Here is a 15,768-nt window from a genome sequence, read left to right as displayed (position 1 = left end):
AGGTATTGCCCGGCAAGCGCAGCGCTGCCGGGCATAAAGCATTAGCCGGTGTTACGCATACCTGCCGCAACGCCTGCAATCGTCACCATCAGCGCCTGTTCAACGCGTGGATCCGGCTCTTTACCTTCTTCTTCCGCCAGACGCGAACGATGCAGCAGTTCTGCCTGCAGGACGTTCAACGGGTCGGTATAGATGTTACGTAGCTGAATAGACTCGGCAATCCACGGCAGGTCCGCCATCAGGTGTGAGTCGTTGGCAATATCCAGCACCACTTTGATGTCACCTTCCAGCAGTTCGCGCAGCTCTTTACCCAGTGCCCACAGCTCAGGTTTCACCAGACGCTGATCGTAGTATTCCGCCAGCCACAGGTCAGCTTTCGAGAAGACCATCTCCAGCATACCCAGGCGGGTTGAGAAGAATGGCCAGTCGCGGCACATGGTTTCCAGCTCGCTCTGTTTGCCATCTTCTACCACTTTCTGTAGCGCGGCACCGGCACCCAGCCAGGCTGGCAGCATTAAACGGTTCTGCGTCCAGGCGAAGATCCACGGGATAGCACGCAGGGATTCTACGCCACCGGTTGGGCGACGCTTAGCAGGACGTGAGCCCAGCGGCAGTTTACCCAGCTCCTGCTCAGGCGTCGCTGAACGGAAGTAAGGTACGAAGTCTTTGTTTTCTCGCACGTAGCCACGGTACAGATCGCAGGAGATATCTGACAGCTCGTCCATAATATGACACCAGGACGCTTTTGGCTCCGGCGGTGGCAGCAGGTTCGCTTCCAGAATCGCGCTGGTATAAAGCGACAGACTGCTGACGGTCACTTCTGGCAGGCCGTACTTGAAGCGGATCATCTCGCCCTGTTCGGTTACGCGCAGACCGCCTTTCAGACTTCCCGGTGGTTGTGACAGCAGTGCGGCATGAGCCGGTGCACCGCCACGTCCGATTGAACCACCACGGCCGTGGAACAGGGTCAGTTCAATACCAGCTTTCTCACAGGTTTTAATCAGTGCATCTTGCGCCTGGTACTGGGCCCAGGATGCTGCCATCACGCCCGCATCTTTTGCGGAGTCGGAATAGCCGATCATGACCATCTGTTTGCCCTGAATAAAGCCACGATACCAGTCGATGTTCAGCAACTGGGTCATGACATCATTGGCATTGTTCAGGTCATCAAGGGTTTCAAACAGCGGTGCGACCGGCAAGGCGTAGTCGATACCGGCTTCTTTCAGCAGGAGATGAACGGCCAGCACGTCGGACGGTGTTTTCGCCATGGAGATCACATAGGCCGCCACCGATCCTTTCGGCGCATCAACGATCGCTTTACAGGTGTTGAGAACTTCGCGGGTGTCGTTACTTGGTTCCCAGTTGCGAGGCAGCAAAGGACGTTTGGAGTTCAGTTCGCGGATCAGGAAGGCCTGCTTGTCGGCTTCGGACCAGCTTTCATAATCGCCGATGCCGAGATAGCGGGTCAGTTCGCCCAGGGCTTCAGTATGACGGGTGCTCTCCTGACGCACATCAATACGCACCAGTGGCACGCCAAAACACTTCACACGGCGCAGGGTATCAAGCAACTCACCGTTCGCGATGATACCCATCCCACAGGCCTGCAGAGATTTATAACAGGCGTACAGGGGTTCCCAGAGCTGTTCGTTCTGGCTCAGAAGACCTTCTGGTTTTGGCAGACGCTGGCCTTTAAGACGAGCTTCCAGCCAGGCCTGAGTAGCCATCAGCTGACTGCGCAGTTTTTTCATCAGGAAACGATACGGCTCGCTGGCACCTTCTTCACCAGCCAGCTCGCGCAGTTCCGGTGTTGCTTCAACCATCGACAGTTCGGAAATCAGCACCTGAATGTCTTTCAGGAACAGGTCAGTGGCCTTCCAGCGGCTCAGCAACAGGACATGACGGGTGATCTCTGCGGTAACGTTCGGGTTACCATCGCGGTCGCCGCCCATCCAGGAGGTGAAGCGCACTGGCACAAAATCCACCGGCAGGCGGTAGCCCAGGTTCTCTTCCAGCTGTTCGTTCAGTTCGCGCAGGTAGTTCGGAACCCCTTCCCACAGGCTGTTTTCTACCACCGCAAAGCCCCATTTGGCTTCGTCAACCGGGCTTGGGCGATGCTTACGAATTTCATCGGTGTGCCAGGATTGGGCAATCAGCTGGCGCAGGCGGCGCATCAGCTGGTTGCGTTCGTAGTCAGCGATGTCTTTGTTATCCAACTGCTTCAGGCAGTTGTTCACTTCCACCATTTTGTGGATCAGGGTACGACGGGTGATTTCGGTTGGGTGAGCAGTCAGTACCAGCTCCAGCGAAAGGGACTCCACCGCTTTTTTGATGGTGTCTTCGTTGAGGCCTGGCTGATCTTTAAGTTTACGAAGTGTACGGGCAATGACTTCCGGGTTGCTGGCAGCTTCACCATTTGGCGAAATGCTGTGGTATTGCTCAGCGGTATTTGCCAGGTTCAGGAACTGGCTGAATGCGCGTGCAACGGGTAACAGTTCATCGTTAGAGAGGTTCTGCAACGTGGTTAGCAGCTCCTGACGATTGGCCTCATTACCTGCACGAGAAGATTTCGATAGCTTGCGGATGGTTTCAACACGGTCGAGGATGTTCTCCCCCAACGCATCTTTGATGGTATCTCCAAGCACTTTGCCGAGCATACTGACATTACTACGCAACGCGGAATATTGTTCGTTCATAAAAACCCAGTCACCCCATCATTTTTGTTTATGCCCAGTCGAAAATCTTCTGGACATTATTTTGTCATCTCCCTTTATAAAGCCACGTAAAACCCCCGTCGTCAATTGCTGCGAAAACGGTTCAGCAAACGAATAAATGTGGGTAATTTACGAAATTTAATTCGCTTCGCGTCAGATAAGTGATGCTTATGGGAATGTGACGGAGATCGCGAGATTTTCCCCTCTCAGATGAGAGGGGAAAGGTCATTAATGCCAGCAGAAGTGATGCACAACCTGAGTAATCAGTTCGCGGGTTGGCTTGATAAAGCGAGTTTCCAGATATTCATCCGGCTGGTGGGCCTGGTTGATGGAGCCAGGGCCAAGGACCAGCGTCGGGCAGAGCGTTTGAATAAACGGCGCTTCGGTGCAGTAGTTCACCACATCGGTTTTCTCGCCGAGCAGTTTTTCCACCACGTCGACCAACTGGTGATCCGGCGGGCACTCGTAGCCCGGAATTGGCGGATGAAGATCGGAAACTGTCAGGCGACCAGGCCAGCGTTCACTCACCGGTGCCAGGGCTTCTGTCAGTAACCCGTTCAGATCGCTCAGCGTCATGCCCGGCAGCGGGCGGATATCCATATGCAGCTCGCAGCAGGCGCAGATACGGTTGGAGGCATCGCCGCCGTGCAGGCTGCCGAGGTTCAGCGTCGGGTAAGGAACCGTGAACGAATCATGGTGATAGCGCTCTTTCAGGGAATCACGCAGCTGCATGATGTGGCCGATGGCATCATGCATCAGCTCAATGGCGTTCACGCCACGCGCCGGATCGCTGGAGTGCCCGGACTGGCCCAGCACACGTACTGCCGTCGAGATATGACCTTTGTGCGCACGAATCGGTTGCAGAGATGTTGGTTCGCCGATAATGGCGCAATCCGGGCGAATTGACGTATTTTCAGAGAAGTAGCGTGCGCCCGCCATGCTGGTTTCTTCATCGGCGGTCGCCAGAATGTAGAGCGGTTTCTTCAGTTTTGTCACGTCGACGTCACGCAGCGCGTCGAGGATAAAGGCAAAGAAACCTTTCATATCGGCAGTGCCGAGACCGTAAAGTTTGTTGTCGTGCTCGGTCAGGGTGAACGGATCGCGCGTCCAGCGGCCATCATCAAACGGTACGGTGTCAGTATGACCGGCCAGCAGCAGGCCGCCCGCACCGGTTCCGGTGCGGGCGAGCAGGTTAAATTTGTGGCGGGTTCCGGGGACGGGCTGAACCTCAACGTTAAACCCAAGATCGCTAAACCAACCCGCCAGCAGATTGATTAAAGACTCATTGCTCTGATCCAGCGCTTCTTCGGTTGCACTGATGGACGGTGTGGCGATCAGGGCGCGGTAGATCTCGATAAATGGCGGTAAGTTCATTTTCATTGTTGACACACCTTAGGTCGTGATAGTATCAATATTCATGCAATAAATGTGAATAAAAATACATTAACGTTGAGCATAAAGGAACCCGATGTTGAATACGCTGATTGTAGGCGCTAGCGGTTATGCGGGCGCAGAGCTTGTAAGCTACGTGAATCGCCATCCACATATGACCATAACCGCTTTGACCGTGTCAGCGCAAAGCAATGATGCAGGAAAGTTAATTTCTGATTTGCATCCGCAACTTAAGGGCATTGTTGATCTGCCGTTGCAGCCAATGTCTGACATCAGTGAGTTCACCGACGGTGTCGACGTGGTGTTTTTGGCCACTGCGCACGAAGTCAGCCACGACCTGGCACCGCAATTTCTGGCGGCCGGTTGTGTGGTGTTCGACCTCTCTGGCGCGTTTCGTGTTAACGATGGCGCGTTCTATGAAAAATATTACGGTTTTACCCATCAGCACCCGGATCTGCTTGAAAAAGCGGTATACGGCCTGGCGGAGTGGAGCGCAGACAAACTGAAAGAAGCGGATCTGATTGCTGTACCGGGTTGCTACCCGACGGCGGCGCAGCTTTCACTTAAGCCATTGATCGACGCAGGTCTGCTGGATCTTAATCAGTGGCCAGTGATCAACGCCACCAGTGGCGTGAGCGGTGCCGGGCGCAAGGCCGCTATCTCCAACAGCTTCTGCGAAGTGAGCCTTCAGCCGTATGGCGTGTTTAACCACCGTCATCACCCTGAAATTACCACCCATCTGGGAGCGGAGGTGATTTTCACCCCGCACCTGGGCAGCTTCCCGCGTGGGATCCTCGAAACCATTACCTGCCGCCTGAAACCGGGCGTAACCAAAGAACAGGTGAACGAGGTCTTCACTCAGGCATACGCGGATAAACCGCTTGTGCGTTTGTACGATAAAGGCGTCCCGGCGCTGAAAAACGTGGTCGGTCTGCCGTTCTGCGATATCGGCTTTGCCGTGCAGGGCGAACACCTGATTGTGGTCGCCGCAGAAGATAACTTACTCAAAGGCGCTGCCGCTCAGGCAATGCAGTGCGCAAATATTCGTTTCGGCTTCCCTGAAACGCAGGCTCTTATTTAAGGTGTGATGATGAACCCATTAATTATCAAACTCGGTGGTGTACTGCTGGACAGCGAAGAAGCGCTGGAGCGTCTTTTTACCGCGCTGGTTAACTATCGCGAATCTCACCAACGTCCGCTGGTGATTGTTCACGGTGGCGGTTGCGTGGTGGATGAACTGATGAAAGGACTCAATCTGCCGGTGAAAAAGAAAAATGGTCTGCGCGTCACGCCTGCGGATCAGATTGACATCATCACCGGTGCACTAGCGGGGACGGCGAACAAAACGCTACTGGCATGGGCGAAGAAACACCATATTGCTTCCGTAGGCCTCTACCTGGGCGATGGCGATAGCGTAAAAGTGACTCAGCTCGACGAAGAACTCGGTCATGTTGGACTGGCGCAGCCAGGTTCGCCTAAGCTGATTAACACGCTGCTGGACGGTGGTTTCCTGCCGGTGGTCAGTTCTATCGGTGTCACCGAAGAGGGCGAGCTGATGAATGTGAACGCGGACCAGGCGGCAACGGCACTGGCGGCAACGCTGGGCGCAGACCTGATCCTGCTTTCTGACGTGAGCGGTATTCTGGACGGCAAAGGTCAGCGCATTGCGGAAATGACGGCAGCGAAAGCCGAGCAGCTGATTGCGCAGGGTATTATTACCGACGGCATGATCGTCAAAGTGAACGCTGCACTGGATGCCGCGCGCACGCTCGGCCGCCCGGTAGATATCGCCTCCTGGCGTCACGCGGAGCAACTCCCGGCGCTGTTTAACGGCACGCCGATTGGCACGCGTATTTTAGCGTAAGTTTTTATTGAATGACCGTAGGCCGGGTAAGCGTAGCGCCACCCGGCGGAACTAACGAATAAAGGAACGATGTTATGGCACTTTGGGGTGGGCGTTTTACACAGGCAGCGGATCAGCGGTTCAAACAGTTCAACGACTCTTTGCGCTTCGACTACCGCCTGGCCGAACAGGATATTGTCGGCTCTGTGGCCTGGTCCAAAGCGCTGGTGACAGTTGGCGTACTGACCGCAGAGGAACAGCAGCAGCTGGAAGAGGCACTGAATAATCTGCTGGAGGAAGTGCGCCTGAACCCGGAGCAAATCCTCCAGAGCGACGCCGAAGACATTCACAGCTGGGTAGAAGGCAAACTGATCGATAAAGTCGGTCAGTTGGGTAAGAAGCTGCACACTGGCCGTAGCCGTAACGACCAGGTCGCAACCGATCTGAAGCTGTGGTGTAAAGATACCGTTGGCGAACTGCTGGCCGCTAACCGTCAACTGCAGAGTGCGCTGGTGGAAACCGCTCAGAATAACCAGGACGCGGTCATGCCGGGTTACACCCACCTGCAACGTGCGCAGCCAGTGACGTTTGCGCACTGGTGCCTGGCCTATGTCGAGATGCTGGCACGTGATGAAAGCCGTCTGCAGGATACCCTGAAACGTCTGGACGTGAGTCCGCTGGGTAGCGGCGCGCTGGCCGGTACGGCGTATGAAATTGACCGTGAGCAGCTGGCGGGCTGGCTGGGCTTTGCGTCTGCCACCCGTAACAGCCTGGACAGCGTGTCTGACCGTGACCATGTGCTGGAACTGCTCTCAAATGCTTCAATCGGCATGGTCCACCTGTCGCGTTTCGCAGAAGACCTGATCTTCTTCAACTCCGGTGAGGCCGGGTTTGTCGAGTTGTCTGACCGTGTGACTTCAGGTTCTTCCCTGATGCCGCAGAAGAAAAACCCGGATGCGCTGGAGCTTATCCGCGGCAAGTGTGGCCGCGTCCAGGGCGCGCTGACCGGCATGATGATGACCCTGAAAGGGCTGCCGCTGGCGTATAACAAAGATATGCAGGAAGACAAAGAAGGGCTGTTCGATGCGCTCGACACCTGGCTGGACTGTCTGCATATGGGCGCACTGGTGCTGGATGGTATTCAGGTGAAACGCCCGCGTTGCCAGGAAGCGGCGCAGCAGGGGTATGCCAACTCCACTGAGCTGGCGGATTACCTCGTTGCGAAAGGCGTACCGTTCCGTGAAGCGCACCATATTGTGGGCGAAGCGGTAGTGGAAGCGATTCGCCAGGGTAAACCGCTGGAAGACCTGGCGCTTGCCGAGCTGCAGAAGTTCAGTGCGGTTATCGGGGATGATGTTTATCCGATTCTGGCGTTGCAGTCTTGTCTGGATAAGCGTGCGGCGAAAGGCGGCGTGTCACCTAAGCAGGTCGCGCAGGCGATTGCGGATGCGAAAAACCGGTTAGTTTAAACTGTGCGGGCGGGTGTCCTCACCCCCGACCCTCTCCCATGGGGAGAGGGAGAAAAACGGAGCCTGGCTTAACGCCAGGCTTTTTTACGCAAAAAAAAGCGGACCACGGGGTCCGCAAAAGTTCACGTTGGCTTTAGTTGTTCGAGTTTTGAGAGAAACTCGCTGACGGAGCGGGGTCGTCAAGGGCCAAACACGTACCGCCTCGTCTATGTGGTGTATTATTCAACAGAATGCTTGATAGGGATAATCGTTCGTTGCTATGCTATCTATCGCCATGAACTATCGTGGCGACGGAGGATGAATAATGAATATTCGTGATCTTGAATACCTGGTAGCGTTAGCCGAGCACCGTCATTTTCGCCGCGCGGCAGATTCCTGCCACGTCAGCCAGCCTACGCTGAGCGGTCAGATCCGCAAGCTGGAGGATGAGCTGGGGGTGATGCTGCTGGAGCGCACCAGTCGTAAGGTACTGTTCACCCAGGCCGGTCTGCTGCTGGTTGATCAGGCGCGCACCGTGCTGCGCGAGGTCAAAGTGCTCAAGGAAATGGCAAGCCAGCAGGGAGAAACGATGTCTGGCCCACTGCATATTGGCCTGATCCCAACCGTTGGCCCGTACCTGTTGCCGCACATCATTCCGATGCTGCACCAGACGTTCCCGAAACTTGAAATGTACCTGCACGAAGCGCAGACCCATCAGCTGCTGGCGCAGTTAGATAGCGGCAAACTCGATTGCGCCATTCTGGCGCTGGTGAAAGAGAGTGAAGCCTTTATTGAGGTACCGCTGTTTGACGAGCCGATGATGCTGGCGATCTATCAAGATCACCCGTGGGCGAACCGCGATCGTGTGCCGATGGCCGATCTGGCCGGCGAAAAACTGCTGATGCTGGAAGATGGCCACTGTCTGCGCGATCAGGCGATGGGTTTTTGCTTTGAAGCGGGTGCTGATGAAGATACCCATTTCCGCGCAACCAGCCTGGAAACGCTGCGCAATATGGTGGCTGCGGGAAGTGGTATTACACTGCTGCCTGCGCTGGCCGTACCGCGAGAACGCACGCGAGATGGCGTGGTGTACCTGCCGTGCATTAAGCCAGAGCCACGCCGTACGATTGGCCTGGTTTATCGCCCTGGTTCGCCGCTGCGCAGCCGCTATGAGCAGCTGGCAGAGGCCATCCGGAGTTCAATGGATGGCCACTTTGACAGCGCGTTAAAACAGGCGGTTCAGACCGTTTAGTGCCGCTACCCGATAGGCTTCTGCCATGGTCGGGTAGTTAAAGGTGGTGTTAACGAAGTACTCGATGGTGTTACCACCCCCTTTTTGCTCCATTATCGCCTGGCCGATATGAATGATTTCCGCGGCGCGTTCACCAAAGCAGTGAATACCGAGGATCTCTTTCGTCTCGCGATGGAACAAAATCTTCAGCGTTCCCACACTCATCCCCACGATTTGCGCGCGCGCCAGATGTTTAAACTGCGCACGACCCACCTCGTAAGGCACTTTCATGGCCGTCAGTTGCTGTTCGGTTTTCCCGACTGAGCTAATTTCCGGGATGGTGTAAATACCTGTCGGAATATCTTCAATCAGATGCGCCGTTGCTTCGCCTTTCACCAGCGCCTGAGCTGCAATGCGTCCCTGGTCGTAGGCTGCTGACGCGAGGCTTGGATAGCCAATAACATCACCGACTGCGTAAACGTGCGGCAGGGCGGTCTGGTACATGCTGTTGACCTTCAACTGACCACGGCTGTCGGTTTCCAGACCAATGTTTTCCAGCGCCAGTGAATCGGTGTTACCGGTACGGCCGTTGGCATACAACAGGCAGTCGGCTTTTAGCTTCTTGCCTGATTTCAGGTGCATGATCACACCGTCATCGCAGCCTTCGATTTTCTCGTACTCTTCGTTGTGGCGAATGACGACACCGCTGTTCCAGAAGTGATACGAGAGGGAATCCGACATCTCCTGGTCGAGGAAAGCCAGCAGGCGATCGCGGGTGTTGATTAGGTCAACTTTGACCTCCATGCCCCGGAAGATCGACGCATATTCGCAGCCAATCACCCCAGCGCCATAGATAATCACATGGCGTGGTTCGTGGTGCAGGCTGAGGATGGAGTCGCTGTCATAAATACGTGGGTGCGAGAAGTCGACGTCGGCCGGATGGTACGGGCGCGAGCCGCAGGCAATAACGAATTTTTCAGCGGTGATGGTTTCAACCGAACCATCGTGGCATTCGAGCGCCAGGGTGTGCTCATCAACAAAATGCGCGTTGCCCTGCAAAATTTCACAGTGGTTACGCTCATAAAACCCCTGACGCATACGTGTCTGCTGGTTAATGACGGTATCCGCGTGATTCAGGATGTCGGCAAAGGATGAACGAAGAAGTCGGGAGTGGTCGCTGTAAAGAGGGTTCTGGTTAAATTCGATAATGCGGCTAACGGCGTGGCGGAGGGCTTTGGAAGGGATAGTGCCCCAGTGAGTGCAACCGCCGCCAACATTATGGTAGCGCTCAATGACCGCTACTCTGGCTCCCTGTTTCACCAGACCCATAGCAGCACCTTCGCCGCCGGGGCCGGAACCAATAACTATTGCGTCGTAATCGTAGGAATGTGGCATGGTAAGGCTTACCTGTTCTTATACATAAAAGCAACAGGATCATAACATCATTGCCAGAGTAACCCAATTATCGTTGTGCTTTTTTCGGGCAGTGAAGCACAAACCGCGCGTAAACAATCATTCACAAAGCCAGACAAACAGATTAATTTTATTCTCTGGTATAGTGCCATCAGGCCTTTGGAAGGATTCAACTATCGTGATGGGCGTAAGAGCACAACAAAAAGAGAAAACCCGGCGTTCGCTGGTGGAAGCCGCATTTAGTCAACTGAGTGCCGAGCGTAGTTTTGCCAGTTTGAGCCTGCGTGAAGTTGCGCGCGAGGCCGGGATTGCGCCAACGTCCTTCTATCGTCACTTCCGTGATGTGGATGAACTGGGTCTGACCATGGTCGACGAAAGTGGTCTGATGCTTCGCCAGCTCATGCGCCAGGCGCGTCAGCGTATCGCAAAAGGCGGCAGCGTGATCCGCACCTCCGTGTCGACCTTTATGGAATTTATCGGCAATAACCCCAACGCGTTTCGTCTGCTTCTGCGCGAGCGTTCCGGAACCTCTGCGGCGTTTCGTGCTGCCGTCGCGCGTGAAATTCAGCATTTCATCGCGGAACTTGCCGACTATCTTGAACTCGAAAACCATATGCCGCGTGCGTTTACAGAAGCACAGGCTGAGGCGATGGTGACGATTGTTTTCAGCGCGGGTGCCGAAGCGCTGGATATCAGCATTGAACAACGCAAGCAGCTCGAAGAGCGACTGGTATTACAGCTGCGCATGATTTCTAAAGGCGCGTACTACTGGTATCGCCGTGAACAAGAGAAACTGGCACATCAAACCGAAGAGTGAAGGTGAGTAATGAAACAGTCAGGTCAGGATAAAGGGACGCTGTTGCTGGCATTGATCGCTGGCTTATCCATTAATGGTACGTTTGCCGCTATTTTTAGCTCAATCGTGCCATTTTCGATTTTCCCGCTAATTGCACTGGTGCTGACGGTTTACTGTCTGCATCAACGTTACCTGAACCGCACTATGCCGGTCGGGTTACCGGGGTTGGCTGCCGCCTGCTTTATTCTGGGTGTGTTGCTGTATAGCACTGTGGTGCGTGCCGAGTATCCGGATATCGGCTCTAACTTCTTCCCTGCGGTACTGTCTGTGGCGCTGGTGTTCTGGATTGGCTCGCGTATGCGTAGCCGTAAGAGCCAGTTACCAGAGTAAAAGGTTTTGTCATTGTAGGCCGGATAAGCGAAGCGCCATCCGGCTTTTTTGGCAGGTGGCGCTTCGCTTACCTGCCCTACAAGGCCCACATTACTTTGCCGTGAGCAGTACACCGCACTCCATATGGTGCGTATACGGGAATTGATCGAACAGCGCCAGACGTTCAACCTTGTGCGTCTGGCCTAATGTTTCGAGGTTCTTGCACAGCGTCTCCGGATTGCAGGAGATGTACAAAATACGCGGGTACGCCTGCACCATCTTCTCGGTTTCGCTGTCCAGGCCACTGCGCGGCGGATCGACAAAAATCGTCTCACACTGGTAACTCTTCAGGTCGATACCCTGTAATCGATTGAACTCACGTACGCCGTTCATCGCCTGCGTAAACTCTTCTGCGGCCATACGAATGATCTGCACGTTGTCGATATGATTGGCCGCGATGTTGTACTGTGCAGCCGCAACCGATGGTTTGGCGATTTCTGTGGCCAGCACGCGTTCGAAATTTCGCGCCAGCGCCAGCGAGAAGTTGCCGTTACCGCAGTACAGCTCAAGCAGATCGCCCGTCGACCCTTCCGTCGCCTTCAGCGCCCATTCCAGCATCTGCACGTTCATCGCAGCGTTCGGCTGGGTGAAGCTGTTCTCGACCTGACGATACACCATCTCTTTACCTGCAACCGGCAGACGCTCGTCTATGTAATCCTGATCCAGCATGATTTTGGTTTTGGTGGCACGGCCAATCAGATGAACATTGATGTTCTGCGCGCGCAGTGCATCGCGCAGGGCTTCTGCCTGCTCACGCCACTCGTCATTCAGCGCTTTGTGATACAGCAGAGAGACAATCGCCTGGTTACTTTGAGTAGTCAGGTAGTCAATCTGGAACAGCTTATTGCGCAGCACAGGGTTGGTGCGCACACCGTCCATAATGAGGGTCATTAGCTGGTTAATCAGCTCGCTTGCCGCCGGAAAACTGTCTACGCGGATACGGGATTTTGTCTGCTGATCAAAAATGATGTGGTACAGGTCGTCACCGTCGTGCCAGATGCGGAATTCAGCGCGCATGCGGTAGTGGCTGACAGGAGAGCGGAACACCTCGGGAACGGGCGCGTTGAAAGGCGTCATCATACTTTGCAGGCGGACAACTTTCTCTGCCAGCTGTGCGTCGTACTGTTCTGTCGGGAGGTGTTCTGGGGTCATGATGCGTCCTGAGTGATAAAGAATTACGCGGGGATTGTAGGCATTGTTCAGGGGATGTCCAGATTTAATGGCTAATAGCTATCTGGACATCTATACGTGTCTAATTGTAGCATTCTGTTTCCGGTCTCCTGAGAGTGAAAAGGGAATCCAGTGTAAATCTGGAGCTGACGCGCAGCGGTAAAGACTGGCGGGATGAGAGTTGTAGACACTGTGAAAATGGGAAGTCTTCATCCTTATAAAGCCACCTAGCCCGAAGACCTGCCGGGATCACGTCGCATTTGGTTTCATTATCGCGTGCTATAGATGAGGCCTGCGGCATCCTTCTTATATTGTGGATGCTTTAACAATGATTAAAAAAGTATCGCTGCTGACGGCGTTGTCCGTCACGGCATTTTCGGGCTGGGCGCAGGATAGCGAAGACTCGTTGGTGGTGACTGCAAACCGTTTTGAACAACCGGCAAAAACCGTTCTGGCTCCGACATCTGTTGTGACGCGTGAAGATATTGAACGCTGGCAGGCAAAGAGTGTGGTGGAAATCATGTCACGTCTGCCTGGCGTGGATATCGCGCAAAGTGGTGGAATGGGCACGAACTCTTCGACTTTTATTCGCGGAACCGAATCTCGCCATGTGCTGGTGCTGATTGACGGTATTCCTTTGAATAACGCCGGGATCAGCAACGTTCCTGACCTGAGCCAGATCCCGACTTCCCTGATTCAGCGTATTGAATACATTCGTGGCCCACGTTCGGCCCTGTATGGTTCTGACGCGATTGGCGGTGTGATCAACATCATTACCGGACGCGATAAACCGGGTGCGGAAATTTCTGCGGGTGTGGGGTCTAAGGGTTACCAAACCTATGATGGCTCTTTCCAGCAGGTTCTTGATAAAACCAAAATCACCATGGCGGGTAACTACACCTATACCCGTGGTTTTGATATTGCTGCCCAGGATGCACCGCGTCAGCCGGATCGCGATGGCTTTATGAGTAAGTCGTTATACGGCTCTGTGGAACAGCAGATCACCGACAGCGTGAGCGGCTTCTTCCGTGGCTTTGGTTATGACAACCGCACGGCGTATGACGGTTACGATACTTACAATGATGATTACACGGCGATACTCGGCACCCCGGACACGCGTCAACTGTATAGCCAGAACTGGGATACCGGTCTGCGCTTTAGCCAGGGAATTTATCAATCTCAGTTGGTGGCAGGCTATGGTCGCAGCAAAGACCTGAACTATGATCCGAGCAAAGGTCGCTATGCAGCCTCTTCCAGCATGGATGATGTGAAGCAATACACCGCTCAGTGGATGAACAATGTGGCCGTCGGTCACGGTAATATCGGAGCTGGTCTGGACTGGCTGAAACAGAAAACCCAGTCGGGGACGGCATCTCTGGAGAAAGGCTACGAGCAGCACAATACGGGTGTTTTCCTCTCCGGTATGCAGCAGTTTGATAGCGTGACGCTGGAAGCAGCCGCCCGTAATGATGACAACTCGAACTTCGGCAACCACAGCACCTGGCAAACCAGCGCGGCCTGGGAGTTTATCGAAGGATATCGCTTCATTGCCTCCTACGGAACGGCCTATAAAGCGCCAACCATGAGCCAGATCCACAGTAAGAAGTACGGCAACCCGGATCTTAAACCTGAAGAGAGCAAGCAGTGGGAAGGCGGATTTGAAGGCTTAACCGGCCCGGTGAGCTGGCGTGTTAGCGCTTACCGTAACGATGTCGATAATCTGATTGGTTACGATCAGATGTACCGTCCTTATAACGTGGACAAAGCGCGTATCGAAGGGGTTGAAGCCACCGCTCAGTTTGATACCGGTCCGGTAAGCCATCAGGTCTCTTATGACTATGTTGATCCGCGCAATGCAAACACCAATGAAGTGCTCAAGCGTCGCTCTAAACAGCAGGTGAAATATCAGCTCGACTGGCAAACCTGGGATATTGACTGGGATCTTGCATACCGTTATCTGGGCACCCGCTACGACGATGACTTCAGCGGTTACCCTTCTCGCGAAGTGAAAATGGGCGGTGTGAGCCTGTGGGATATCGCAGTTTCATATCCTGTCACCTCTCACCTCACAGTTCGTGGTAAAATAGCCAATCTGTTCGATAAAGATTACGAGACAGTTTATGGCTATCAAACTGCAGGACGGGAATACACCTTGTCTGGCAGCTACACCTTCTGATCCGCGTCCCACTGTACTGGTGTTTGATTCCGGCGTTGGTGGGCTTTCGGTCTATGATGAGATTCGGCATCTCCTGCCGAATCTCCATTACATCTACGCTTTTGATAACGTCGCTTTTCCGTACGGGGAAAAAAGCGAAGAGTTTATTGTTGAGCGTGTGGTTGAAATTGTCACCGCGGTACAAAAGCGTTACCCCCTTGCGCTGGCGGTCATAGCCTGCAATACGGCGAGTACGGTTTCCCTTCCTGCCTTGCGTGAAAAATTCCAGTTCCCGGTTGTGGGTGTCGTTCCTGCAATAAAGCCAGCCGCGCGTCTGACGGCGAACGGTATCGTTGGTTTGCTGGCAACACGTGGCACGGTGAAGCGTCCTTATACGCGTGAACTGATCGACCGCTTTGCTAATGAATGCCAGATAGCAATGCTCGGATCGGCGGAGCTTGTCGAAATGGCTGAAGCGAAGTTGCATGGACACGCTGTTTCGCTGGAAGAGCTGCGCCGCATTTTGCGCCCGTGGTTGCGGATGCCGGAGCCGCCAGACACCGTTGTTCTGGGATGTACCCATTTCCCTCTTTTACAGGAAGAGCTTCTGGCTGTTCTGCCTGAGGGGACTCGTCTGGTGGATTCCGGTGCGGCAATTGCGCGTCGTACCGCCTGGTTGCTGGAACATGAAGCGCCAGATGCAAAATCTACCGATGCAAATATCGCTTTTTGTATGGCGATCACAAAAGAAACTGAACAACTTTTGCCCGTTTTACATCGTTACGGCTTTGAAACGCTCGAAAAACTGGCGTTGTAGCACGGTTTTGAGCAAAAAAGAGGCGGTTGAAAGTTTTTTTCAAAAGAGGGGTTGTCAACGTCTGAGAACTCCCTATAATGCGCCTCCACTGACACGGAACAACGGCACACACGCCGCCGGGTTAGCGGGGTTCAGAGATGAACACCAACAGAGAAAAGTGAAAATAATCGCTTGACTCTGAATGAGGAAAACGTAATATACGGGACCTCGCAACGGTGAGCGAAAGCCGCGTTGCAACTGCTCTTTAACAATTTATCAGACAATCTGTGTGGGCACTCAAAGTGACATGGATTCTTAATGTCTTCGGACACTAAATGAATACCAAGTCTCAACGAGTGAACACGTAATTCATTACGAAGTTTA

At 54.1% G+C, this 15,768-nt stretch carries 12 protein-coding genes and 1 riboswitch; of the genes, 8 read left to right on the top strand and 4 right to left on the bottom strand.

Translation table 11 applies throughout. From position 1 onward, the window contains the following. Positions 1–41: 41 nt before the first annotated feature. Complete coding sequence (ppc, locus tag WB237_RS21405; RefSeq protein ID WP_129994735.1) at positions 42–2,693, bottom strand: phosphoenolpyruvate carboxylase; 2,652 nt, start codon at positions 2,691–2,693, stop codon at positions 42–44. Positions 2,694–2,939: 246 nt separating this feature from the next. Beyond that, entirely contained in the window at positions 2,940–4,091 is a 1,152-nt protein-coding gene (gene argE / locus WB237_RS21400) for an acetylornithine deacetylase (protein ID WP_128348449.1), read from the bottom strand. An 88-nt stretch (positions 4,092–4,179) separates the two neighbouring features. Here argE and argC point away from each other — a divergent pair, with 88 nt between their 5' ends. The 4 genes from argC (at position 4,180) to oxyR (ending at position 8,646) form a co-directional block, all read left to right on the top strand. Continuing rightward, complete coding sequence (gene argC, locus WB237_RS21395) at positions 4,180–5,184, top strand: N-acetyl-gamma-glutamyl-phosphate reductase (protein WP_063144395.1); 1,005 nt, start codon at positions 4,180–4,182, stop codon at positions 5,182–5,184. 6 nt (positions 5,185–5,190) lie between these two features. Next, positions 5,191–5,967: an acetylglutamate kinase gene (gene argB, locus WB237_RS21390; RefSeq protein ID WP_108091191.1), complete on the top strand. Its 777-nt coding sequence runs from the start codon at positions 5,191–5,193 to the stop codon at positions 5,965–5,967. Between the two features lie 74 nt (positions 5,968–6,041). After that, a complete protein-coding gene (gene argH, locus WB237_RS21385) occupies positions 6,042–7,415 on the top strand; it encodes an argininosuccinate lyase (RefSeq protein ID WP_028018091.1) in 1,374 nt (457 codons plus the stop codon). A 304-nt stretch (positions 7,416–7,719) separates the two neighbouring features. Continuing rightward, on the top strand, positions 7,720–8,646 hold the full coding sequence (gene oxyR, locus WB237_RS21380) for a DNA-binding transcriptional regulator OxyR (protein ID WP_028018090.1): 927 nt from the start codon (positions 7,720–7,722) through the stop codon (positions 8,644–8,646). Here the strand turns inward: oxyR and sthA are convergent. Then, the gene (gene sthA, locus WB237_RS21375; RefSeq protein WP_028018089.1) at positions 8,620–10,020 is read right to left on the bottom strand and encodes a Si-specific NAD(P)(+) transhydrogenase; all 1,401 of its coding nucleotides are present in this window, start codon (positions 10,018–10,020) and stop codon (positions 8,620–8,622) included. The two genes, oxyR and sthA, sit on opposite strands and share 27 nt — an antisense overlap. A 196-nt stretch (positions 10,021–10,216) precedes the next feature. Between sthA and fabR the strand changes: the two genes are divergently transcribed. Then, entirely contained in the window at positions 10,217–10,855 is a 639-nt protein-coding gene (fabR, locus tag WB237_RS21370; RefSeq protein WP_028018088.1) for an HTH-type transcriptional repressor FabR, read from the top strand. Between the two features lie 9 nt (positions 10,856–10,864). Next, positions 10,865–11,224, top strand: coding sequence for a YijD family membrane protein (locus tag WB237_RS21365; protein ID WP_008501783.1), 360 nt, complete (start codon positions 10,865–10,867; stop codon positions 11,222–11,224). A gap of 90 nt (positions 11,225–11,314) precedes the next feature. Here WB237_RS21365 and trmA read toward each other — a convergent pair whose 3' ends face one another. Then, entirely contained in the window at positions 11,315–12,415 is a 1,101-nt protein-coding gene (trmA, locus tag WB237_RS21360) for a tRNA (uridine(54)-C5)-methyltransferase TrmA (protein WP_236920293.1), read from the bottom strand. A 104-nt stretch (positions 12,416–12,519) separates the two neighbouring features. Beyond that, positions 12,520–12,695: riboswitch (cobalamin riboswitch) on the top strand. A 66-nt stretch (positions 12,696–12,761) separates the two neighbouring features. Here trmA and btuB point away from each other — a divergent pair. Both btuB and murI read left to right on the top strand, forming a co-directional pair. Next, the gene (gene btuB, locus WB237_RS21355) at positions 12,762–14,609 is read left to right on the top strand and encodes a TonB-dependent vitamin B12 receptor BtuB (RefSeq protein ID WP_336216201.1); all 1,848 of its coding nucleotides are present in this window, start codon (positions 12,762–12,764) and stop codon (positions 14,607–14,609) included. Beyond that, the gene (murI, locus tag WB237_RS21350) at positions 14,554–15,405 is read left to right on the top strand and encodes a glutamate racemase (RefSeq protein WP_028018084.1); all 852 of its coding nucleotides are present in this window, start codon (positions 14,554–14,556) and stop codon (positions 15,403–15,405) included. The genes btuB and murI overlap by 56 nt, the downstream gene beginning before the upstream one ends. The last annotated feature ends 363 nt before the right edge of the window (positions 15,406–15,768 follow it).

It is taken from the genome of Enterobacter sp. P82, assembly GCF_037053385.1.
Taxonomy (GTDB): Bacteria; Pseudomonadota; Gammaproteobacteria; order Enterobacterales; family Enterobacteriaceae; genus Enterobacter.
Note: the sequence above shows the minus strand (reverse complement) of the source record. Positions and strands in the feature narration are given on the sequence as shown.

Bases quoted from the DNA above. Each gene is read 5' to 3' on its own strand.
- ppc (WP_129994735.1), bottom strand. From the start codon at position 2,693: ATGAACGAACAATATTCCGCGTTGCGTAGTAATGTCAGTATGCTCGGC.
- argE (WP_128348449.1), bottom strand. From the start codon at position 4,091: ATGAAAATGAACTTACCGCCATTTATCGAGATCTACCGCGCCCTGATC.
- argC (WP_063144395.1), top strand. From the start codon at position 4,180: ATGTTGAATACGCTGATTGTAGGCGCTAGCGGTTATGCGGGCGCAGAG.
- argB (WP_108091191.1), top strand. From the start codon at position 5,191: ATGATGAACCCATTAATTATCAAACTCGGTGGTGTACTGCTGGACAGC.
- argH (WP_028018091.1), top strand. From the start codon at position 6,042: ATGGCACTTTGGGGTGGGCGTTTTACACAGGCAGCGGATCAGCGGTTC.
- oxyR (WP_028018090.1), top strand. From the start codon at position 7,720: ATGAATATTCGTGATCTTGAATACCTGGTAGCGTTAGCCGAGCACCGT.
- sthA (WP_028018089.1), bottom strand. From the start codon at position 10,020: ATGCCACATTCCTACGATTACGACGCAATAGTTATTGGTTCCGGCCCC.
- WB237_RS21365 (WP_008501783.1), top strand. From the start codon at position 10,865: ATGAAACAGTCAGGTCAGGATAAAGGGACGCTGTTGCTGGCATTGATC.
- trmA (WP_236920293.1), bottom strand. From the start codon at position 12,415: ATGACCCCAGAACACCTCCCGACAGAACAGTACGACGCACAGCTGGCA.
- btuB (WP_336216201.1), top strand. From the start codon at position 12,762: ATGATTAAAAAAGTATCGCTGCTGACGGCGTTGTCCGTCACGGCATTT.
- murI (WP_028018084.1), top strand. From the start codon at position 14,554: ATGGCTATCAAACTGCAGGACGGGAATACACCTTGTCTGGCAGCTACA.